The 20004-nt window shown below is 73.1% G+C and carries 21 protein-coding genes and 1 pseudogene; 11 read left to right on the top strand and 11 right to left on the bottom strand.

Annotation, left to right across the window (positions count from 1 at the left end; all coding sequences use genetic code 11):
• Nucleotides 1-216 precede the first annotated feature (216 nt).
• Both KDY119_RS00610 and KDY119_RS00605 read right to left on the bottom strand, forming a co-directional pair.
• The gene (locus KDY119_RS00610; protein ID WP_036955120.1) at nt 217-531 is read right to left on the bottom strand and encodes a transcriptional regulator; all 315 of its coding nucleotides are present in this window, start codon (nt 529-531) and stop codon (nt 217-219) included.
• Nucleotides 528-1214, bottom strand: a complete 687-nt coding sequence (locus KDY119_RS00605) for a hypothetical protein (RefSeq protein ID WP_148284333.1) — start codon at nt 1212-1214, stop codon at nt 528-530. Before KDY119_RS00605 ends, KDY119_RS00610 begins: the two co-directional genes overlap by 4 nt.
• Before the next feature lie 275 nt (nt 1215-1489).
• Here KDY119_RS00605 and KDY119_RS00600 point away from each other — a divergent pair, with 275 nt between their 5' ends.
• The 4 genes from KDY119_RS00600 (at nt 1490) to KDY119_RS00585 (ending at nt 4371) form a co-directional block, all read left to right on the top strand.
• Nucleotides 1490-2134, top strand: a complete 645-nt coding sequence (locus tag KDY119_RS00600) for an FMN-dependent NADH-azoreductase (RefSeq protein WP_036955618.1) — start codon at nt 1490-1492, stop codon at nt 2132-2134.
• A gap of 106 nt (nt 2135-2240) precedes the next feature.
• Nucleotides 2241-3269 carry a daunorubicin resistance protein DrrA family ABC transporter ATP-binding protein gene (locus tag KDY119_RS00595; RefSeq protein ID WP_036955126.1) on the top strand — a complete coding sequence of 343 codons (1029 nt, stop codon included), beginning with the start codon at nt 2241-2243 and terminating at the stop codon, nt 3267-3269.
• Nucleotides 3266-4072 carry an ABC transporter permease gene (locus tag KDY119_RS00590; RefSeq protein WP_036955130.1) on the top strand — a complete coding sequence of 269 codons (807 nt, stop codon included), beginning with the start codon at nt 3266-3268 and terminating at the stop codon, nt 4070-4072. The genes KDY119_RS00595 and KDY119_RS00590 overlap by 4 nt, the downstream gene beginning before the upstream one ends.
• A gap of 77 nt (nt 4073-4149) precedes the next feature.
• Nucleotides 4150-4371, top strand: a complete 222-nt coding sequence (locus KDY119_RS00585) for a hypothetical protein (RefSeq protein ID WP_036955133.1) — start codon at nt 4150-4152, stop codon at nt 4369-4371.
• A gap of 12 nt (nt 4372-4383) precedes the next feature.
• Here KDY119_RS00585 and KDY119_RS00580 read toward each other — a convergent pair whose 3' ends face one another.
• The 3 genes from KDY119_RS00580 to KDY119_RS00570 all read right to left on the bottom strand — a co-directional run bounded on the left by KDY119_RS00580 (nt 4384) and on the right by KDY119_RS00570 (nt 6373).
• Entirely contained in the window at nt 4384-5268 is an 885-nt protein-coding gene (locus KDY119_RS00580) for an aminoglycoside phosphotransferase family protein (protein ID WP_036955136.1), read from the bottom strand.
• A gap of 229 nt (nt 5269-5497) precedes the next feature.
• The gene (locus KDY119_RS00575) at nt 5498-5680 is read right to left on the bottom strand and encodes a hypothetical protein (protein WP_153021796.1); all 183 of its coding nucleotides are present in this window, start codon (nt 5678-5680) and stop codon (nt 5498-5500) included.
• 183 nt (nt 5681-5863) lie between these two features.
• Entirely contained in the window at nt 5864-6373 is a 510-nt protein-coding gene (locus tag KDY119_RS00570) for a VOC family protein (protein ID WP_036955138.1), read from the bottom strand.
• A gap of 101 nt (nt 6374-6474) precedes the next feature.
• On the opposite strand from KDY119_RS00570, the gene KDY119_RS00565 reads away from it, so the two are divergent.
• Nucleotides 6475-6780 (top strand): hypothetical protein, encoded by a 306-nt coding sequence (locus tag KDY119_RS00565; RefSeq protein ID WP_153021795.1) that lies wholly within the window; start codon nt 6475-6477, stop codon nt 6778-6780.
• Here the strand turns inward: KDY119_RS00565 and KDY119_RS00560 are convergent.
• A complete protein-coding gene (locus tag KDY119_RS00560) occupies nt 6771-7448 on the bottom strand; it encodes an MOSC domain-containing protein (protein WP_036955623.1) in 678 nt (225 codons plus the stop codon). The genes KDY119_RS00565 and KDY119_RS00560 overlap by 10 nt on opposite strands.
• An 82-nt stretch (nt 7449-7530) precedes the next feature.
• Here KDY119_RS00560 and ppdK point away from each other — a divergent pair, with 82 nt between their 5' ends.
• Both ppdK and KDY119_RS00550 read left to right on the top strand, forming a co-directional pair.
• Nucleotides 7531-10326: a pyruvate, phosphate dikinase gene (gene ppdK, locus KDY119_RS00555; RefSeq protein WP_036955144.1), complete on the top strand. Its 2796-nt coding sequence runs from the start codon at nt 7531-7533 to the stop codon at nt 10324-10326.
• 85 nt (nt 10327-10411) lie between these two features.
• Nucleotides 10412-11401 (top strand): ribose-phosphate diphosphokinase, encoded by a 990-nt coding sequence (locus tag KDY119_RS00550; RefSeq protein ID WP_036955147.1) that lies wholly within the window; start codon nt 10412-10414, stop codon nt 11399-11401.
• A 42-nt stretch (nt 11402-11443) separates the two neighbouring features.
• Here KDY119_RS00550 and KDY119_RS00545 read toward each other — a convergent pair whose 3' ends face one another.
• Nucleotides 11444-11917: a DUF1772 domain-containing protein gene (locus KDY119_RS00545; RefSeq protein ID WP_036955150.1), complete on the bottom strand. Its 474-nt coding sequence runs from the start codon at nt 11915-11917 to the stop codon at nt 11444-11446.
• An 86-nt stretch (nt 11918-12003) separates the two neighbouring features.
• Between KDY119_RS00545 and KDY119_RS00540 the strand changes: the two genes are divergently transcribed.
• Together KDY119_RS00540 and KDY119_RS00535 are read left to right on the top strand one after the other, a co-directional pair.
• Nucleotides 12004-12585, top strand: coding sequence for a TetR/AcrR family transcriptional regulator (locus KDY119_RS00540; RefSeq protein ID WP_036955151.1), 582 nt, complete (start codon nt 12004-12006; stop codon nt 12583-12585).
• 30 nt (nt 12586-12615) lie between these two features.
• Nucleotides 12616-14193: an ATP-dependent DNA ligase gene (locus KDY119_RS00535; protein WP_153021794.1), complete on the top strand. Its 1578-nt coding sequence runs from the start codon at nt 12616-12618 to the stop codon at nt 14191-14193.
• 15 nt (nt 14194-14208) lie between these two features.
• Here KDY119_RS00535 and KDY119_RS00530 read toward each other — a convergent pair whose 3' ends face one another.
• Entirely contained in the window at nt 14209-14643 is a 435-nt protein-coding gene (locus KDY119_RS00530) for a DUF6584 family protein (RefSeq protein WP_051136978.1), read from the bottom strand.
• A 92-nt stretch (nt 14644-14735) separates the two neighbouring features.
• On the opposite strand from KDY119_RS00530, the gene KDY119_RS00525 reads away from it, so the two are divergent.
• Nucleotides 14736-15638: an SGNH/GDSL hydrolase family protein gene (locus KDY119_RS00525; RefSeq protein WP_153021793.1), complete on the top strand. Its 903-nt coding sequence runs from the start codon at nt 14736-14738 to the stop codon at nt 15636-15638.
• 134 nt (nt 15639-15772) lie between these two features.
• Nucleotides 15773-16588 (top strand): TIGR03620 family F420-dependent LLM class oxidoreductase, encoded by an 816-nt coding sequence (locus KDY119_RS00520; RefSeq protein ID WP_265576713.1) that lies wholly within the window; start codon nt 15773-15775, stop codon nt 16586-16588.
• A gap of 49 nt (nt 16589-16637) precedes the next feature.
• Here KDY119_RS00520 and KDY119_RS00515 read toward each other — a convergent pair whose 3' ends face one another.
• The 3 genes and pseudogenes from KDY119_RS00515 to KDY119_RS00505 all read right to left on the bottom strand — a co-directional run bounded on the left by KDY119_RS00515 (nt 16638) and on the right by KDY119_RS00505 (nt 19982).
• Nucleotides 16638-17513 carry an NAD-dependent epimerase/dehydratase family protein gene (locus tag KDY119_RS00515; RefSeq protein WP_036955156.1) on the bottom strand — a complete coding sequence of 292 codons (876 nt, stop codon included), beginning with the start codon at nt 17511-17513 and terminating at the stop codon, nt 16638-16640.
• 22 nt (nt 17514-17535) lie between these two features.
• Nucleotides 17536-18486 (bottom strand): NAD-dependent epimerase/dehydratase family protein, encoded by a 951-nt coding sequence (locus KDY119_RS00510; RefSeq protein ID WP_036955158.1) that lies wholly within the window; start codon nt 18484-18486, stop codon nt 17536-17538.
• Nucleotides 18487-18522: 36 nt separating this feature from the next.
• Nucleotides 18523-19982 (bottom strand): annotated as a pseudogene (locus KDY119_RS00505) (amino acid permease).
• Between the last annotated feature and the right edge of the window lie 22 nt (nt 19983-20004).

Below are 20004 nucleotides of genomic sequence, written 5' to 3'. Positions count from 1 at the left end.
CGGTCGCATCCCCGTCGATCGAGTCCCCGTCGATCGCGTCAGCGCTGCCCAGTCCTGTCCGTCGCGTCAGTGCCGCTCTCCTGTCCGTCGCGTCAGTCCTGCCCAGTCCTGTCCGTCGCGTCAGTGCCGCCCTCCTGTCCGTCGCGTCAGTCCTGCCCAGTCCTGTCCGTCGCGTCACCGCTGCCCAGTCCTGTCGATCGTGTCCGCTCTACTCGACTACTCGGTCGCTGCGGCCGTCTCGACGGCCCCGTCGACGATCGCGCGCAGCGCGGCGACGTGCCCCTCGTACGCGGACCTGCCGGCTCGGGTCAGGGAAGCGGAGGTCCACGTCCTGCCGGACCGCTTGGTCTTCTGCACCTTCACGTAGCCGGCGTCCTCGAGAACCTTGAGGTGCTTGGACAGGACGGAGTCGGAGACCTCCAGGGCATCCCGCACCGTCCCGAAGTCGAGCCCCGCGACCGGTGCGAGCATCGCGACTATCCGCAGCCGCTGGGGGGCGTGGATCACCTCGTCGAACCGGGGAGCGCTCATGGGCGGGCCTCGCCAGCGCCTTCACGTCCGCCCGCACGCGCGCCGTCGGTATCGGGGTCACCGTCGCCTTCGAGAAGAGCGAAGAGCGCGGCGTCGTACCGACGACTCAGCACCCAGCACGCCACGCCCACCGCGACCGCCACGATCGGAACCCCGAGCGGGAAGCCGTGGTGGCCATCGAGGTAGGAGGCGCCAGCACCGATACCGAGCACGGCGACGAGCCACGGGTAGATCCCGCGTGGGCGAGGGTTGCCGGTTCCGAGGACGATGCCGGTCCGCTCCCGATAGATGCGGATCAGCAACCCGAACGTGATCAGGGCGACGGTGACCCCGACGAAGAACCACGGCATCGGCAACCCGATCGAGAGCACCAGCAGGCCGCATGCGGCACCGTAGACCGGGTTGTACCAGCGGGGTCCGCGCCGCATCCGCTCGGCGACGAGCGCCTTCGAGTTGGCGACGGCGTCGAGGGCGACCCGGGCATCGAGGGCACCCGGGGCATCGAGGACACCCGGGGAGACGCCAGCACCAGCACCGGCACTGGCACTGGCACTGGTGACAGCCTCGAGCCGAGGCCCGTCGGCGTCGCCGACGGCCGGGACACCTGCGCGACTTTCCTCCTGCGGTGAGGAGTGAGCTTGCTGAGACTCGGGCTGCTGTGGCTCGCGAGAGGCGCTTTCCATGCTGGAAAGTCTCCCAGCGACTTTCCATATCGTCAAATCACACGGAGGGCCTACCGAGCGCGCGAGACGCCCGACGCGACCACGGCTCCCCGCCGACCCGCAAATCCCACCCACCCACCCACCACCCACCAGCCCCACCGACTCGCGCGGCCTCGCTGGCTCACGGATCGGTTCCGCGGCGACGCGGCGACGCGGCGAGGGCTGCGAGGGCTGCGAGGGCAGCGAGGGCAGCGAGGGCAGCGAGGGCAGCGAGGGCAGCGACTAGCGTGACGCGGGTGCCGACCCTCCTCCGTCTCGACTCCTCGTACGACGACGACGCGACCTCCGTCTCCCGTCTTCTCACCGACGCTTTCACCCGGGCCTGGCTCGCGGGGGGCCCGGACCGCGCCGTCGTCGAGCACGACCTGCGCACCGACCCGGTCCCGCCACCCGGGCACGGCGCGCTGCACTGGGCGCCGGCGCTCCGCGGGCCGGCCGTCGTCGTGCCGGGGGGCGCGATCGCCGCGCAGGCGCGCGTCCTCGACGAGCTCCTCACCGCGGACGCCCTCGTGATCGGCGCCCCGCTGTACAACTACGGGCTGCCCGCGACGCTCAAGGCGTGGCTCGACCAGGTGCACGTCCCCGGCACGACGGCCCCGTTCGGTGACGGCGGCGCGCAACCGCTGCGCGGACGGCCGGCGGTCGTCGTCGCGACACGCGGCACCGCGCACTACGGCGACTCCGAGGCCGAGGGCCGTGACCACGCCCTCCCCGTGCTCAGGCTGATCCTCGGGGAGGCGCTGGGGATGGCGGTGCGGGTCGTGACGGTCGACCGGACGCTCAGCGTCACGACCCCCGCGTTCGCCGGCGAACGCGAGCGGTTCGAGCGGCGCTTCACTGCCGCGACGACGGAGCTGGAGGAGCTCGCGGCAACCCTCTGACGGAGAGCGGGCGATGAGTCGCGCGCCTTGTCGGAGTCTCCTCCTACGGTGGGTGTGACCCAGTTCACATCCATGTGCCCGCCGCAACCGTCAGAAGGACACTCCGATGGACCCCACGGACACCGCCCCCGTCCCCGCGCCTGCCGTTCGTGCACGTGGTCTCGTCAAGCGCTACAAAGAGGTCACCGCACTCGCAGGCGTCGATCTCGACGTGCCCCGCGGCTCCGTCCTGGGGTTGTTGGGCCCCAACGGCGCCGGCAAGACGACGATCGTGCGCATCCTGTCGACCCTCCTGCCCGCGGACGAGGGCACCGCGGAGGTGGCAGGCGTCGACGTCCGGCGCGACCCGGCGGGCGTCCGGCGCAAGATCGGGCTCTCGGGGCAGTACGCGGCGGTCGACGAGTACCTCACGGGCTTCGAGAACCTCGTGATGATCGGGCGCCTGTACCACCTGGGCAAGAAGCGCAGCGCGGCCCGCGCGCGCGAGCTCCTCGCGGACTTCCGCCTCGACGAGGCGGGCGACCGCCCCACCCGGACCTACTCGGGCGGCATGCGCCGTCGGCTGGACCTCGCGGGCGCGCTCGTCGCCGACCCGCCCGTCCTGTTCCTCGACGAGCCCACGACCGGTCTCGACCCGCGCGGCCGCACCGACATGTGGGAGGTCATCCGGTCCCTGGTCTCGGGTGGCACCACCCTCCTCCTCACCACGCAGTACCTCGAGGAGGCCGACATGCTCGCCGACGACATCGTCGTCATCGACCGCGGCCGGATCATCGCCCGCGGCACCGCGGACGAGCTCAAGCGCCAGGTCGGCGGGGAGCGGCTCGAGGTCACGGTCCGGGACGCGGCCAGGCTCGACGACGCCGAGCGGCTCCTCACGCCGCTCGGGTCCGGCCGGCCGCACGTCGACCGCGAGCGCCGCACCTTCTCGGTGAGCGTCGGCACGGGCGTGCAGGCGCTCACCGCCGCACTGCGGGAGCTCGAGGCAGCGGGCATCGAGCTCGACGACGTCGGGCTGCGGCGCCCCACGCTCGACGACGTCTTCCTCACGCTGACCGGGCACGTCGCGGAGGAAGAGGCGGACTCCGGCGCCGCCGAAGGCGCCGACACGAACGCGAAGGAGACGGTCCGATGAGAGCCCCGTACGTGCTGTCCGACGCGTCGGTCGTGGCGTGGCGCAACATCATCAAGATCAAGCGGGTGCCCGACCTCCTGGTCTTCACGACGCTCTCCCCCATCATGTTCGTGCTGCTTTTCGCGTACGTGTTCGGCGGGGCGATCGGTCAGAACGGGAACGCGCAGGCGTACCGCGAGTTCCTCATGGCGGGGATCTTCGCGCAGACGGTGATCTTCGGGGCGACCATCACGGGTGCGGGCCTCGCGGAGGACGTGAAGAAGGGCGTGATCGACCGGTTCCGGTCGCTTCCCATGGCACCGTCGGCGGTGCTCACGGGCCGGACCCTGTCCGACGTCATCAACAACGTCATCGTGCTGATCGTCATGTCGCTCACAGGCCTGATCGTGGGGTGGCGGATCCGGGGCGGCTTCTGGGACGCCGCCGCCGGCTACCTGCTGCTGATCGTCTTCGCGTACGCGGTCTCGTGGATCATGGCGTGGATCGGGATGCTCGTGCCGAGCCCGGAGGTCGTGAACAACGCGTCGTTCATCGTGATCTTCCCGCTCACGTTCATCGCCGTGACGTTCGTGCCGCTCGACACCCTGCCCGGTCCGCTGCAGTCGATCGCCGAGTGGAACCCGGTGTCGTCGGCGACGCAGGCGTCGCGCGAGCTGTTCGGGAACATCCCCGCCGGGACGCCCCAGCCGACCGCGTGGCCGCTCCAGCACGCCGCGCTCTACACGCTGATCTGGACGGTCGTGATCCTGCTGATCTTCGTGCCGCTCGCGAACCTGCAGTACCGGCGGTCGACGAGCCGCTGACGGACGTCCTGCTTCCTCCCAGGTCGGCGGTCCACGATCGCGGACGACGCGGGGACCACCATGTGGGAGGAGAGCACGTGCTCCAGCTCGATGCCGGCGAGGCTGCCGTCCTGACGCTCTGGGCGATCGGCGTGATCGTCACCGTGGTGCTCGTCGTCGACGCGCGCCCACGGCCGCTGCGGGCGCTGGCGTATCTCGGGGCCGCCGTCGTGGTCCCCGTGCTCGGCGCCCTGCTGGCTGTGACGGGACTGCGCGGCGAGCGCCGTCGGGCCGCGGCCCCCCGGGGCGGTCGCGCCTGAGGATCCCCCCGCTCAGACCTTGGCGAGCACCGCGCCGAGCCGCCGCCAAGCACCCTCGACACCGTCGGGGATGGTCGTGCGGTAGTACGGGATGAACGCGAGCGCCTGCTGCAGGACCCACCCGCGGGCCCGCGCCCAGGTGGCGTCGTCGAAGCCGGCCGCCTCATGGAACGCGCGACGCGCCGTCGTCGGGAGCGACCACGCGACCATGGCGTCGCAGGCCGGGTCCCCGAGGCCCGACGCCGCCCAGTCGATGACGCCCACGACGTCGCCCGGGCCGGGTGCGGCGGGCTCGTCCGGGACGAGCACGTTCCCGGGAAGCAGGTCGCCGTGCACCCAGACCGGGTCGTGCGGCCACGGGGGTGCGGCGAGCGCGGCGACGTCCCCGACGAGTCGCCGGACGCCGTCGTCGTGGGGTGCGAGGGACCTACCCCGCGACCCCGCGGCCGGAGCGTCCGGCAGACTGACGGCGTGCAGCGCCCGCACGACGGCGCCCAGCCCCTCGGCGACGCCTGCCCACCACCCGGTGGGCGGGGGCGCGGCGTCGAGGGCGACGTGCGCGAGATCTCGACCCGGCAGCCAGCAGAAGACGAGCCAGGGGTACGGGTACCCGTGCCCGGGACTCCCGACGGCGACGGGCGTCGCGAGCGCGCACGGCAGGTGGGGGGCGAGGGACGGGAGCCAGCGCACCTCCCGCTCGACCTGCGCGGCCGCCCCGTCGATCCGTCGCACCCGCACGCCGAGGTCGTCGCCGAGCCGGTAGACGATGTTGTCGGTACCCGTGCTCGGCACGCGCCGCAGCGGCAGGTCCCGCCAGGCGGGGTCGTGGTCGTCGACGAGAGCGCGGACGACGTCGTCGCGGACCTCGACCTCGTCGTCGTGGAGGCGTGGGCTCACCGGTCGATCATCGCGAGGATCCGTCACGGCGTCAGCAGGAAATGCCGCGCGCAAGGCGGCCCGCGGCTGTCGGACGCAGCTCTACCGGCTCGCCACAGAAGACGCAGGTCGTCACGGTGCGACCGTAGACCCCGGAGCCTGGAACCCGACCGGAACCCGACCGGAACCCGACCGGACCCGAGCGTCCGGAGCACCGACGCGACGGCATCCTCGGCCGTCTGGTAGGTGCTCACACCGACCCACAGGCGGAACCCGGGGCGGCGACCCGGAACCGGTGGCCGCCCGTGCGACTCGAGGCGGCGCCCGCGGACCGGCGCCACGTACCCTGCCCGCCCGCGGGCAGCCACCACAGCCGCCCGACCGCGCCCGACGGGCGCTCCACCTCGACGTTACGGATCACTGAACCGGTCATGGCGGCCTCCGGCGCTCGCACCGCCCGCAGACGGTTCGTCGTCAGAACCCGTCGGCCGTCCGGCAGCTCGGCCACCGCCGCGAGCGGTGGACCGCGGCGGGTTCACCGCCGCACGGGCAGCGTCCGCCGCCCGTACTTCGAGCGTACGTCCGACGGCGCCACCCGGCGGCGCGGAGCGGTCGACTACACGGGAGCGTCCTCGCCGCGGAACGCGGCTTCGAGGGCCGCGACGTCCAGCTTGCCCATCGTCATCATCGCCTTCAACGCGCGACCTGCGGCCTCCCGGTCCGGGTCCGACATGATCTCGGCGAACCGCTTCGGCACGATCTGCCAGCTCAGCCCGAACTTGTCCTTGAGCCACCCGCACGGGCCGGGCTCGCCGCCGTCGGCGGTCAGCTTCTCCCAGTACTCGTCGACCTGCGCCTGGTCGTCGCAGTCCACGACGATCGACGCGGCCTCCGTGTGCGGGAACATCGGTCCGCCGTTGAGGGCCTGGACGTGCAGGCCGTCGAGCTCGAAGTCGACGTAGAACACGGACCCCGGTGTCGCCTTCACGCCCGGCTCCTGGTCGGGGACGGCCTCGTCGTGACGCACCGTCGAGACGATCCGCGAGTTCGGGAAGATCGAGACGTACAGCTCGGCGGCCTCCTCGGCCCTCGACTCGTACCAGAGGCCCAGGTAGGTGCTGCCCATGACCGGCTCCTTCGCTGCCCGGGCGGGCCGTGTGCCCACCCTCACACCAGGACAGACCCCCCGGGCCCGGATTTCTCATCGGACGGGGCTAGCGTCGGAGCATGGCTTCCAGCTTCCCCACCGCTCCCCTCGTCGCCGGCTCCCTCGTCGGGGGCTACGCCGTCGGGCGGGCGACGAAGGTCCGGGCGCTCGCGGGCGTCGTCCTCGCGGCCGGCGGCGTGCTCGCCGGCCGGCACTGGCTCGCGCGGTCGGGCCCGGCGACGACGACGGCGCTCGCCGCCACGTACGTCGGCGCGTTCGGGCTGTCGCACCCGCTCGCGAAGAAGATCGGCGCCTGGCCGTCGGTGCTCACGGTCGCGGGCGTCGCGGCCGGTGCGGCGTGGGCGCTCTCCGACCGTCAGGCCTGAGCGAGCGCCGCGGTCGCCCGCGCACGCACCTCGGCGGACAGCCGCACCTCGCCCGCGGTCTCGGCGTCGAGCAGGCGCCGCGACACGTCGCCGCGCGTCTCGGGCGCCGTGGTCCGTGACGCGAACCAGTCCGCGACCGTCACCCCGTGGTCGGGCCGGTGCTCAACGACGATCCCGTCCCCGGCCCGCAGGTCCCCCGTCTCCAGGACGCGGAAGTAGCAGCCCACCCGGTTCGCCTCGGTGAACCGCTTGACCCAGCGCGGGAGCCCCATGCGCCGCGCGAACGTCGCGCAGGGCGCCCGCTCGTGCGTGACCTCGAGCAGCGCCGTCCCGACGCGCCACCGCTCCCCGACGACGGCGCGGCTCGCCTCGAGCCCCTGGGTGCGCAGGTTCTCCCCGAACAGGCCGGGCGTGACGGTGTGGCCCAGCTCGGCGGCCCACCAGTCGGCGTCCTCCTGGGAGTACGCGTAGACCGCCTGCTCCTCGCCGCCGTGGTGCGCACGGTCCGCCTGGACGTCCGCGAACAGGCCGAGCCGCCGGACGTGGACCGGGCCCTCGACGGGACGCTTGTCGATCGCGGTCACGCCGACGGCGCCGTCGTCGGGCAGGAGGGCGTGGACGCGGCAGACCGCCAGGACGGTGCCCGACGCCGGAAACGCAGTGACCATGGTCGGCATTCTCGCGCGTTTGCGCGGACGCGGGTCGCGCACCAGCCTGGAAGAGCCCAGGTATCGACGCCGGAGGTCCGCCATGACGACGTACGTGTACGACTTCACGCAGGGCGACAAGGACCGGGCCGACCTGCTCGGCGGGAAGGGCGCCAACCTCGCCGAGATGACCCGCCTCGGCCTCCCGGTCCCCCCGGGCTTCACGATCACGACCGAGGCGTGCCGGGAGTACCTCGCGCAGGGCGACGAGCCGGGCGAGCTCCGCGTCCAGGTCACGACGGCGCTGCGGCACCTGGAGGACAAGGTCGGGCGGCGGCTCGGCACGCGCCGCGACCCGCTGCTGGTGTCCGTGCGGTCGGGGGCCCGGTTCTCGATGCCCGGGATGATGGAGACCGTCCTCAACGTCGGGCTGAACGACGAGTCGGTGCAGGGCCTCGCGGAGGAGGCGTCCGACGAGCGGTTCGCCTGGGACTCGTACCGGCGCCTGATCCAGATGTTCGGCGCGACGGTCCTCGGGATCCCGGCCGACGTGTTCTCGTCGGCCCTCGACGACGCCATGACGACCCGCGGGCGCGCGGCGGGCGACGGCCCGGTCGCCGACGTCGACCTCACCGCGCAGGACCTCCGGGAGCTCGTCGCCACCTACCGCGGCATCGTCCGCGAGCGCACCGGACGCGACTTCCCCCAGGACCCGCGAGAGCAGCTCGACCTCGCGATCCGCGCCGTCTTCGACTCGTGGAACACGGACCGCGCGCGCCTCTACCGGCGTCGCGAGCGCATCCCCCAGGACCTCGGGACCGCGGTCAACGTCGTGACGATGGTCTTCGGGAACCTCGGCGACACGAGCGGCACGGGCGTCGCGTTCACGCGCGACCCCGCCACCGGCGCCCCCGGCGCCTACGGCGACTACCTGCAGAACGCGCAGGGCGAGGACGTCGTGGCCGGCATCCGGAACACCCTGTCCCTCGACGACCTGCACCGGATCGACCCGCTGTCCCACCAGCAGCTCCTGCAGGCCATGCGGCGGCTCGAGACGCACTACCGGGACCTGTGCGACGTCGAGTTCACCGTCGAACGCGGGCACCTGTGGATGCTGCAGACCCGCGTCGGGAAGCGCACGCCCGCCGCGGCGTTCCGGATCGCGACGGCGCTCGTCGACGAGCAGCTCATCACCGAGGACGAGGCGTTGCAGCGGGTGACGGGTGAGCAGCTCGCGTCCCTGCTGTTCCCGCAGTTCGCCACGGAACCGTCCGACGACGGCGCAGCCTCCCGCGCGTTGACGTCCGGCATGGCCGCCTCCCCGGGGGCCGCGGTGGGGACGATCGTGCTCCGGTCGGAGGACGCCGTGGCGGCGGCCGGGCGAGGTGAGCGCGTGATCCTGGTCCGCCGCGAGACCAACCCCGACGACCTCGGCGGCATGATCGCCGCCCAGGGCATCCTCACGGCCCGGGGCGGCAAGACGTCGCACGCCGCCGTCGTGGCCCGTGGGATGGGCCGCACGTGCGTCGTCGGGGCGGAGGAGCTCGACGTCGACGAGGACGCCGGGACGGTGACCGTCCGGGCGTCCGGGCGCGAGCCGACGGTGCTGCACGCGGGCGACGAGATCAGCATCGACGGGTCGACCGGCGAGGTCTTCCTCGGGGCCGTCCCCGTGGTGTCCTCGCCCGTCGAGCGGTACCTCGAGGAAGGGTTGGACGCCGTCTCCGGCGACGGTGCCGCGGTCGACGACGAGACCCTGAGCCTCGTGCGCTCCGTCGACCGGCTGCTCCGGCACGCCGACGAGCGCAGGCGGCTGCGCGTGAAGGCCAACGCCGACGTGCCCGACGACGCCGCACGCGCCCGGCGCCTGGGCGCGCAGGGCATCGGGCTCGCCCGCACCGAGCACATGTTCCTCGGCGAGCGACGGGGGCTCGTCGAGCAGATCGTCCTCGCCGACGACGTCACCGAGCGGGACATCGCCCTCGACCGGCTGCTGCCGCTCCAGCGCGACGACTTCAGCGGACTGCTCGACGCCATGGACGGGCTGCCGGTGACGATCCGGCTGCTCGACCCGCCGCTCCACGAGTTCCTCCCCGACCACACCGAGCTCGCGGTGCGCGTGGCCGTCGAGCGGTCCCGGCGGGAGGGCGGCGGCCCGGGCGAGCTGTCCGACGACGAGCTCGCCGCCGACGAGAAGAAGCTCGCCGCGCTCGAACGCCTCCACGAGGCCAACCCCATGCTCGGGGTGCGGGGCGTGCGGCTCGGGCTACTCGTGCCCGGCCTGTTCGCGATGCAGGTCCGGGCGGTCGTCGAGGCCGCCGTGGGGCTGGTGCGGGACGGCAAGGACCCGCGGCCCGAGATCATGGTGCCGCTCGTCGGGTCGGTGCGGGAGCTGCAGATCGTCCGCGACGAGGTCGAGTCCGTCGTGCGGGGGGTCACCGAGCTCGCGGGGGTGGACCTGACGATCCCGGTCGGCACGATGATCGAGCTGCCCCGGGCGGCCCTGACCGCGCACCGGATCGCGACCGAGGCCGACTTCTTCTCGTTCGGCACCAACGACCTCACGCAGACCACGTGGGGGTTCTCGCGCGACGACGTCGAACGCACCCTGTTCAGCACCTACCTCGACAACGGCGTCCTCACGATCTCGCCGTTCGAGACCATCGACGCCGACGGCGTCGGGCGGCTCGTGCGGATCGCGGTCGAGGAGTCGCGCACCACCAAGCCCGGGCTCGAGCTCGGCGTGTGCGGCGAGCACGGGGGCGACCCCGAGTCCATCCGGTTCTTCCACGACGCCGGGCTCGACTACGTGTCGTGCTCGCCCTTCCGCGTACCCGTGGCCCGGCTGGAGGCGGGCCGCGCCGCGACCACCGATGCGCCGTCGTCGTCGAGCCGGTAGCCGGAGCCCCGCCCAGCGAGGACGACCACAGCCACCGTGGATAGACTCCGACAACCTGACCACGGCTCGTCCCCGGGGAGCATGCGTGCGAGAGATCGTCGTCTTCAGCGGAACCGCCCACCGAGGACTCGCGGAGGACGTGTGCGACGCGCTCGGCGTCGAGCTCTCACCCGTCGAGATCACCCGGTTCTCGAACGACTGCCTGCAGGTCCAGCTCCAGGCGAACTGCCGGCAACGCGACGTCTACCTGGTGCAGCCGCTCGTCCCGCCCACGCAGGACGCGCTCATGGAGCTGCTCCTCATGCTCGACGCCGCGCGCGGGGCGTCGGCGGCGCAGATCACCGCGGTCATCCCGCACTACGCGTACGCACGGTCGGACAAGAAGGACGCGTCGCGGATCTCGATCGGGGCACGGCTCGTCGCGGACCTGCTGGTCACTGCGGGCGCGGACCGTGTGCTCACGATGACGCTGCACGCGCCGCAGGTCCACGGGTTCTTCTCGGTGCCCGTCGACCACCTGACCGCGCTCGGGATCCTCGCCGACCACTTCCGGGTCCAGGACCTCACGGACACCGTCGTGGTGTCGCCGGACTTCGGGAACGCCAAGACGGCCAACCAGCTCGCGCGGCTGCTCGGGCTGCCCGTGGCCGCGGGGAGCAAGCGGCGGCTCGGCGACGACACGGTCGTCATCGACACGATCGTTGGTGACGTCGCGGGCAAGCGGGTGATCGTGCTCGACGACGAGATCGCGACGGGCGGGTCGATCGTGGAGCTGCTGGACCGGCTCGCCGCCGAGGGTGCGCGCGAGGTGTCGGTCGCGACGACGCACGGGCTCTTCACCGGCCCCGCGCACGAGCGGCTGCGGAACCACCCGATGATCCGCGAGGTGGTCACCACCGACACCGTGCCGCAGGCCGCGGACTGGCCCGAGCTGACCGTGCTGTCCGTGGCGGACCTGTTCGCGGAGGCGATGCGACGCATCCACGAGGGCGAGTCGATCAGCGGGATGTTCGACGGCGTGGACCCGACGCACGCGCCACCGCGGGCGAGGCGTCGGGCCGTCGCGCGGTCCTGACGTCGGTGCGGACGTCGCGTCCGCCGTCGGTCCCGCCAGCGGTCACGGGAAGGCGAGGACCCCGCACAGCGCGGCGACGGCGACCCCCTGGAGCACGAAGCGCAGCGTGACGACGCTCTCCCACTTGTCCTGGAGCGCACGTGCGTCCGCGGGGACCTCTCCGGCGAACGCGGCCGCCGTGAGCCGCTTGTTGATGGGCGCCGCGACGATCTTGTAGATCACGAGCCACACCACGAGGGCGACGGTCGCGACCGCCGCCGCCGCTGCGGCCCAGCCACGGCCCGCCACGGCAGCGGCCACGCCCGCGAGGACTGTCGCGACGACGCTGAGGACGCCGGGGACCGGGAAGCGGCGGTCGCCGTAGTAGTGGCCGAAGCCGGTGACGGCGACCAGGGCGCGGTCGTCGAGGCGTGCGTAGGTGGGGCGCAGGACGAGCGCCCCGCTGGCGTCGGTGCCGTAGATCATCCCCGCGCACAGGACGGCGACGACGGCGACGAGGTAGCTGGCGAGCTCCATGATCCACTCCTGATCTATCAGCGCTAGGTACGGGAGCGACACTAGACTTTCGCCGTTCTGTTGTCTAGCGCTGCTAGAATCAGGCCATGGCCGACAGCCCCGCCCAGCGCCGACGCGAACGCGAACGCGCCGAACGACGCCAGCTGATCGTCGACTCGGCGCGTGAGCTCGCCGAAGCCGAAGGCTGGGACGCCGTCACCACGAGACGCCTCGCCGACACCATCGAGTACTCCCAGCCCGTGCTCTACAGCCACTTCGCGAACCGCGCGGCGATCGTGGACGCCGTCGTCGTCGACGGATCGGCCGAGCTCGCCGCCGCGCTCCGCTCCGCCCGCGAGGGCGCTGACGACGACGCCGCGCGCGCCGTCGCGCAGGCCTACCTCGACTTCGCAGCCACCCGCCCCGCGCTCTACGACGCCATCTTCACGATGCCGTCGGGACTCTCGTTCGGGACGCCGGACTCACCGCCCGCGCTGCGGGACGCGTTCGGCGAGCTGCAGCGTGCGTTCGCCACCGGCACCGACGGAGCCGACGCGGAGCTGCTCACGGAGGTCGTCTGGAGCGCGCTCCACGGGCTCGCCTCGCTCGTCCGCAGCGGGCGGCTCCGACCGGACCTGCGCGACGAGCGCCTCGCCCGCCTGCTCGAGCTCGTGACGGTCTCACGCTGAGGCCGTGGGCGGTCGGCGAGAGCATGAGACATGCTGCTCGACGACGTCGCCGCCACGTCCGAGGCCGTCGCGGCCACGAGGTCCCGGCTCGCGAAGCGCGCGTCCATCGCCGCGCTCCTGCGACGCGCCGCCGAGGAGTCCCCGCCGGGGCGGGATCCCGGGCCCGGGCCCGACGAGGTCGTCGTCGTGACGTCGTACCTCGCCGGAGAGCTCCGGCAGCGCCGCACCGGGCTCGGGTGGGCGTCGCTCCGCTCGCTGCCCGCGCCGGCCACCGAACCCACCCTGACGGTCGCCACCGTCGACGCCGCGTTCGAGCGGATGGCAGGACTGTCCGGGCCGGGGTCGGACACCGCCCGGGCCGCTGAGGCGTCCGCACTGTTCGGGGCCGCGACCGAACGCGAGCAACGGTTCCTGCGCGGCCTCGTCGCGGGCGAGCTGCGGCAGGGAGCGCTCGACGCCGTCGTCGTGGACGCGATCGCTGAGGCGTCCGGGGCGCCCGTCGACGTCGTGCGGCGGGCCGTGATGCTGCGCGGGGACACGGGCGCCGTCGCCGTCGCGGCGCTACGGGCCCCGGACCCCGGCGCGGCGGGCGAGGCCCTCGGCGCGTTCGGCCTGGAGGTCGGGCGACCGGTGCGGCCGATGCTCGCGCAGTCCGCGCCCGACGTCGCCACCGCGCTCGAGAAGCTCGGACCCGACGGGGCAGAGGTCTCCGTCGACACCAAGCTCGACGGCATCCGCATCCAGGTGCACCGGGCCGGCGACGCCGTCCGCGTCTTCACACGCAGCCTCGACGACATCACGCCCCGCGTCCCCGAGATCGTGGCCGCCGCGCTCGCCCTGGATGCGAACACCTTCGTGCTCGACGGCGAAGCCCTGGCCGTCGACGCGTCCGGCACGCCGCGCCCGTTCCAGGAGACGGCGTCGCGGTCGGCGTCCCAAGAAGCCGAGGCGCTCGCGGCCGTCGAGCTGACGCCGTTCTTCTTCGACGCCCTGCACGTCGACGGACGTGACCTCCTCGACGACCCGCTGCGCGACCGCCTGGCCGTGCTCGACGGGATCGCGGGGCCGTTCGCCGTCGGGCGACTGGTGACCGGCGACCCGGACGCGGCCGCCGCGTTCTTCACCGACGCCGTCGCGCGCGGTCAGGAGGGCGTCGTCGTGAAGGCCCTCGACGCGCCCTATGCCGCCGGACGGCGCGGGGCCGGCTGGGTCAAGGTGAAGCCGAGGCACACGCTCGACCTCGTGGTGCTCGCCGTCGAGCGTGGGTCGGGGCGGCGGCAGGGCCACCTGTCCAACATCCACCTCGGCGCGCGTGACTCCGACGGCGGGTTCGTGATGCTCGGCAAGACGTTCAAGGGCATGACCGACCAGATGCTCGCGTGGCAGACGGAGCGGTTCACCGAGCTCGCCGACGGCCCGACCGACGGGTACGTCGTGAAGGTGCGCCCCGAGCAGGTCGTCGAGATCGCGTTCGACGGCGTGCAACGGTCGACCCGCTACCCCGGTGGCGTCGCGCTCCGGTTCGCCCGCGTCATCCGCTACCGGGACGACAAGACCGCCGCCGAAGCCGACACGATCGACACCGTCCGGTCGTACGCGGCCGGCTGATCAGCGGCGGGTCGATCAGCGCCACCGCGACCGCGCGCGCCAGATCGCGAGGCGGCGGCCGACGGCCTCGACCGGGCCGTCCCGGCGGCCGACGGGCCGCTTGCGAGGGAGGTCCCGCAGGAGCGCGCGGCCGACGGGATCGGCGATCGCGGCGAGGTCGTCGCACCGGAGGAGCTTCCGCAGACGGGCCCCCGTGGCCCGCGGACCGTAGGACGCGAACGCGTTGTGGCGTTCGAAGCACCTTCGCTCGTGATCGCTCGCGTGCCCGGCGACCAGATATCCCCACCGGCCGGCCTCCGCGGGCTGCCCGTCCCGGCGGTACGCCTCGGCCAGGAGACGGCGGAGCTCGAGGTCCTCGGGGTAGGTCACGACGAGACTCTTCAGCCGCTCGCGGGCTCTCCGGACGTCACCCGCCTCGAGGTCGGTCCGAGCATGCTCCGCTCCGTTCACACGCCGATCCTGCCGGGCCTTCGCCACGAGGGAAAGGTACCGTCGAAGGTGACGACGCCGTCTCCGAACCGACCGAGCACGACGGAGTCGCCATGACCCGACCACGCCGCCGAACCCAGCTCCTCCTCGTCGCGGGCGCCGCCTTGGTGCTCGCCGCCAGCGCCGCTGCAGCGGTCCACCTGCACGATCAAGCGGGGTCCGGGCCGTCCTACGTGGCACTCGGGGACTCCTACACCGCGGGGCCGTTGATCCCCGACCAGATCAGGTCCGGCGGCCTGTGCGAGCGCTCGACACAGGGCTGGGCGGAGCAGGTCGCCCGCAGCATCGATGCGTCGTCGTTCACCAACGCGAGCTGCTCGGGGGCGTCGCCCGCGAACGTGTGGGGTGCCCAGGTGCTGGGCGGCGAGACCCACGCGCCGCAGATCGACGACGTCGCCACGTCCACCCGGCTCGTCACGGTGGCGCTCGGCGCCAACGACCAGCACGTCTTCACCGGCCTGATCGAGGGCTGCGCCTCCGTCGAGGCGACGGACCCCGACGGCTCGCCGTGCCGTGACCACTTCGTCGTCGACGGCGTCGACACCGTGGCCGCCAAGCTCCAGCAGACCCGCTCCCAGGTCGTCGCGGCGATCCAGGACGTCCAGCACAAGGCGCCCGACGCCGCCGTCGTGGTGGTCGGGTATCCGCGGATCGTCCCCGCGCACGGGACCTGCGCGGCGCTGCCCTTCGCGTCCGGCGACTACGCGTACGTCGACCGCTGGGAGCGCGAGCTGAACGACGCGCTCGACCGCGCGGCCGCCCAGACGGGCGCGTCGTACGTCGACACGTACACCGCGTCGGCCGACCACGACGCCTGCGCCGGCGCGGCCGCGTGGATCAACGGGAAGGACAACACCGCGACGTCGGCGTCGTACCACCCGAACCTCGCCGGCATGGCCGGGGTCGCGGGTGTCGTCGAGGCCTACCTGAGGGACCACGACGTCGCGGGGCTCTGAGCCGCCGGTAGCAGACGGGCTGCGGCGGGAATCGGTGACCCACCAGCCGGGTTGCCGCCGGTATGACGACGACGGACCGGACGACTAACGACGGCACAGGAGCGACCGGCACCGACCTGGGCGGACGGTACGGCGTGTGGCGACGGGGCCTCGACCTCGACGGCGCCCTCGCAGGCACCCTGGAACGGCTCGGCTACGGCGCCGTGTGGGTCGGCGGCTCGCCCGACGCAAGCCTCGCCAAGCCCGAGGAGCTGCTCGCAGCAACCGGATCGCTCGTCGTCGGGACGGGCATCGTCAACATCTGGACGGCGGCGGTCGACGACGTCGCGATGTCGACACGCCGGCTCCTGGACACGTACGGCGACCGGTTCGTGCTCGGTGTGGGGTCGGGGCACCGCGAGGCGTCCGGCGCGAAGGCGGCGACGCCGTACCAGGCCCTCGCCGAGTACCTCGACACGCTCGTCGCCGACGGCGTCCCCCGCGAGAACCTCGTGCTCGCGGCGCTCGGCCCGCGCGTCCTCGGCCTGGCGCGGGACCGCACGGCCGGCGCCCACCCCTACCTGGTCACCCCGGAACACACCCGGGAGGCGCGCGAGACCCTCGGCGACGGCGCGGTCCTGGTCCCGGAGCAGCACGTCCTGCTCGACACGGACGTCGCCCGGGCCCGCTCGGTCGCTCGTGCTTCCCTGACGAACTACCTCCGCATGGCCAACTACCGGAACTCGTGGCTGCGCCTCGGCTTCACCGAGGAGGACCTCGCGGGTGGGGGCAGCGACCGGTTCGTCGACGCGGTCGTCGTGCACGGGTCCCCGGCCGCCGTGGCCGCGCGCCTCGCCGAGCACCTCGACGCCGGTGCCGACCAGGTCGCCGTCCAGCTCGTCGCCGGGGAGCCCGGGGAGTCGGCCGAGGACGGCTTCGCCCGCCTCGCCGCCGAGCTCGGGCTCGCCTGACACCGTCGGGCGGACGGGGCCGCCCGACCGGACAGGCGCGGTCGGACCGTCAGACCGACGACGCGTGCCCCACGGCGTCCCGCCAAGAGTGCTGCGGCTCGAACCCGAGCAACCGCCGCGCCTTGTCGATCGACAGCAGCGTCTCGGTCCCCTCGAGCGGGCGCCGCACCTCGACGCCGGGGAACTCCTCGGCCACGAGCCCGGCGGACGGACGTTCCATGACCGTGTCCGCGTTCGCGACGACGAACGCCTCGAACCCCTTCAGCTCGGTCTCGACCGCGAGCCGCACCGCCTGGGCGCCGTCGCGCGCGTCGATGTAGCCCCACAGGTTCCACCGACGCCGCGTCGGGTCGTCCTGCCAGGACGGGAACTCCGCGTAGTCCGCGAGCGCCATGACGTTCGAGAACCGCAGCCCGATGATCGACAGGTCGGGGTCCCAGCGGGCGAAGTGCCGGGCCATCTCCTCCTCGACGGCCTTGCCGAGCGAGTAGGTGGAGTTCGGGAGGACGGCGTACGCCTCGTCGACGGGGACGTAGGGCGGTGGCGCGTCGAAGGGCAGGCCGAGGACCGTCTCGCTCGACGCCCACACGACCTTCTTCACGCCGGCGATCTTCGCGGCCTGGAAGACGTCGAACGTCGAGGGCACGTTGTTGTGGAAGGTCGCGCCGCTGGTGCGGAGCCCGGGCGCGGGGATCGCGGCGAGGTGCACGACGGCGTCCACACCTGCGTAGCGGTCGTCGACGCCCGTGAGCAGCTCGACGACCTGCCCGAGGTCGGTGAGGTCGGCGCGCGTGAACTGGCCGGGCTGCCCGGGTGGTGGCGGCACCTGGTCGACCGTCACGACGTCGTACCCGTGCTCGGCGAGGTCGGTCACGACCGCCTGCCCGAGCTTGCCGCTGCTGCCCGTCACCACCACGCGTGCCATCCGGCCAGGCTAGCGGTCGCGCTCAGCTCCGCCCGACGACGTCGCGCAGGGCGGGTTCGAGGGTCGGGTACCGGAACCGCCGGCCGAGCCCGGCGAGCACCTCGGACGTGCAGTGCCGGCCGGTGAGCCCGAGCGCGGGGTCGCTGCGGAGCAGCCACGACCCGAGCCGGGCGACAGGGGCCGGGGTGGGAAGCCCGACGCGGCGGCCCGTCACCGCGCGCAGCGTCGCCATCAGCTCGACGTTGCGCACGGGCGTGGGCGCCGACGCGACGAGGACCCCGTCCGGCAGGGGCGGCTCGTCGGGGTCACCCAGCCCGAGCGCACCGCGGACGAGCGCGAGCCAGTCGTCGACGTGGATCCAGCTCACCCACTGCCGACCCGTCCCGACCTTCCCGCCGAGGCCGAGCCGGGTGAGCAGCCGGAGCCGCTCGACGACGGGTGCCCCGGACTGGAGCACGAGCGAGGTCCGCAACGTCACGACGTGCTCGGCGTGGGCTCCGGTGACGGCCCCCTCCCAGGGCTCCGCGACGCCCGTCATCTGCGGGAGGCCCGGGTCCGGGAGCGGCGTCGTCTCGGTGATGCGCCGCTCGCCGCCGTCGGACCAGATCGCGGTCGTCGACATCTGCACCCACCGGTCCACGGGCCGGTGAGCGGCGCGGCTCGCCTCGACGAGCGCGCGCGTCGCGTCCACGCGTGAGGACCGCAGGCTCGCGACGTTCACCGCGGTGGGCCGCACGTCCACCAGGCGCCCGGCGAGGTTCACGACCGAGACCGGGTGGGCGCCGTCGTCGGGCGGCTCGAGCAGGGAGCCCCACCGTCCGACGATGCGGCCGTCCCAGACCTCCTGGCGGACGGACCAGCGAGGGTCGGGACGCCGGGTCAGGACGACGACGTCCGAGCCCCTCGCCACGAGGTCGCCGACGAGCGCCCGCCCCAGGCTCCCGGAGCCCCCGGCCACCACGACGCGAGACATGGCCCCAGCGTAGGGGCGGAGGGCCGGGCGACCGCGCTACGCCGCCGGCTCGCCCTCGCGCCGCGGGGAGTCGGGCGACATCAGGCTGTGCCGGTACCCGTAGAACGCGTACACGACGACGCCGACCGCGAACCAGACGACGAACCGCAGCCAGGTGATGGGCTGGAGCTTGGTGATGAGGTAGATCGAGAACCCGATCCCGATGATCGGCAGGACCGGCATCCACGGCATCCGGAACGTCCGCTCGACCCCAGGTGACCGGTAGCGCAGCACGATCACGGCCCCGGAGACCACGATGAACGCGAGCAGGATCCCGATGTTCGTGAGCTCCGCGGCGTCGAGGATGGGTGTGAAGCCGGCGATCGCCGCCGCCACCACCCCGATGATCCACGTGGGCCGGTGCGGCACCGCGTTCCGGTTCGTCTTCGCGAACCAGCCCGGGAGCAGACCGTCGCGGCTCATCGAGAACCACACGCGCGACGCGCCGAGCGTGAACGCGAACAGCACGGTGAAGATCCCGACGATCGCGCCGACCGCGACCACCTTGGCGAAGCCCGGGAGGCCCACGTACTCGAAGGCGACGGCGAACGCGCGCGTCGGGTCGAGGTCCTTGTAGCTCTGCATCCCGGTCAGAGGACCGTCGCGGCCAGCAGGTACAGCACCATCGCGATCGCGAGGGACAGCACGATCGCCTTCGGCAGGTTCCGCTGCGCCTCCTTGGACTCCTCGGCGGCGGTACTCATCGCGTCGTACCCGAACACCGCGAAGAAGACCGTCGCGGCGCCCGTGATCGTGCCGCCGAAGCCGTACGGCAGGTACGGCGAGAAGTTCGACTTCGTGACGTAGAACGCCCCCACGACGATCACCGCGACCACGATCGCGACCTTGACGAACACGAGGATCGTCTCGACGCGCGCCGACGAGCTGATCCCCCGCGTGAGGAGGAACGCCACCAGGAGGCAGAGCGCCATCGCGAACACGTCGACCTTGTGCCCCGACCCCGTGCCGGGCGCGCCCAGCATCCACGCGGGCAGGTGCACGCCGACCGACTCCAGCAGGAACGACAGGTACCCGGAGACCGAGATCGCGACCACGGCGACGATCGCCGTGTACTCGAGCAGCAGGTCCCAGCCGATGAACCAGCCGATCGCCTCCCCGAGGACCGTGTACCCGTACGTGTACGCCGAGCCGGCGCGCGGGATCATGCCGCCGAACTCGGCGTAGCTCAGGGCCGCGCAGGCGCTCGCGATGCCGGCCACCAGGAACGAGATGGTGACGCCCGGCCCGGCGTCCGTGTGCGCGACGGCGCCCGCGAGCGTGAAGATGCCGGCTCCGATGATCGCGCCCAGCCCGATGGCCGTGAGCTGCCAGAGCCCCAGGCTGCGCACGAGCCCGGAGCCCGCGCCTTCGTCGCCCTCGATCGGCTTGCGCCGCCAGACGCTCCGTGGACCCGGCGCGGACCTGCTCAGACTGGGTGCTGCACCGTCGCTCGGCATTGTGATCCCCTCGTCGGACGTC

The sequence above is a fragment of the Luteimicrobium xylanilyticum genome (genome assembly GCF_009429125.1).
Taxonomy (GTDB): Bacteria; Actinomycetota; Actinomycetes; order Actinomycetales; family Cellulomonadaceae; genus Luteimicrobium; species Luteimicrobium xylanilyticum.
This window is presented reverse-complemented; position numbering and strand designations above follow the sequence as displayed.

What these genes read in the sequence shown, in the direction of transcription:
- KDY119_RS00535 (WP_153021794.1), top strand. Translation starts at nt 12,616, where the DNA reads ATGCTGCTCGACGACGTCGCCGCCACGTCCGAGGCCGTCGCGGCCACG.
- KDY119_RS00610 (WP_036955120.1), bottom strand. Translation starts at nt 531, where the DNA reads ATGAGCGCTCCCCGGTTCGACGAGGTGATCCACGCCCCCCAGCGGCTG.
- KDY119_RS00515 (WP_036955156.1), bottom strand. Translation starts at nt 17,513, where the DNA reads ATGGCACGCGTGGTGGTGACGGGCAGCAGCGGCAAGCTCGGGCAGGCG.
- KDY119_RS00545 (WP_036955150.1), bottom strand. Translation starts at nt 11,917, where the DNA reads ATGGAGCTCGCCAGCTACCTCGTCGCCGTCGTCGCCGTCCTGTGCGCG.
- KDY119_RS00570 (WP_036955138.1), bottom strand. Translation starts at nt 6,373, where the DNA reads ATGGGCAGCACCTACCTGGGCCTCTGGTACGAGTCGAGGGCCGAGGAG.
- KDY119_RS00525 (WP_153021793.1), top strand. Translation starts at nt 14,736, where the DNA reads ATGACCCGACCACGCCGCCGAACCCAGCTCCTCCTCGTCGCGGGCGCC.
- KDY119_RS00560 (WP_036955623.1), bottom strand. Translation starts at nt 7,448, where the DNA reads ATGGTCACTGCGTTTCCGGCGTCGGGCACCGTCCTGGCGGTCTGCCGC.
- KDY119_RS00510 (WP_036955158.1), bottom strand. Translation starts at nt 18,486, where the DNA reads ATGTCTCGCGTCGTGGTGGCCGGGGGCTCCGGGAGCCTGGGGCGGGCG.
- KDY119_RS00590 (WP_036955130.1), top strand. Translation starts at nt 3,266, where the DNA reads ATGAGAGCCCCGTACGTGCTGTCCGACGCGTCGGTCGTGGCGTGGCGC.
- KDY119_RS00575 (WP_153021796.1), bottom strand. Translation starts at nt 5,680, where the DNA reads ATGACCGGTTCAGTGATCCGTAACGTCGAGGTGGAGCGCCCGTCGGGC.
- KDY119_RS00605 (WP_148284333.1), bottom strand. Translation starts at nt 1,214, where the DNA reads ATGGAAAGCGCCTCTCGCGAGCCACAGCAGCCCGAGTCTCAGCAAGCT.
- KDY119_RS00540 (WP_036955151.1), top strand. Translation starts at nt 12,004, where the DNA reads ATGGCCGACAGCCCCGCCCAGCGCCGACGCGAACGCGAACGCGCCGAA.
- KDY119_RS00565 (WP_153021795.1), top strand. Translation starts at nt 6,475, where the DNA reads ATGGCTTCCAGCTTCCCCACCGCTCCCCTCGTCGCCGGCTCCCTCGTC.
- ppdK (WP_036955144.1), top strand. Translation starts at nt 7,531, where the DNA reads ATGACGACGTACGTGTACGACTTCACGCAGGGCGACAAGGACCGGGCC.
- KDY119_RS00595 (WP_036955126.1), top strand. Translation starts at nt 2,241, where the DNA reads ATGGACCCCACGGACACCGCCCCCGTCCCCGCGCCTGCCGTTCGTGCA.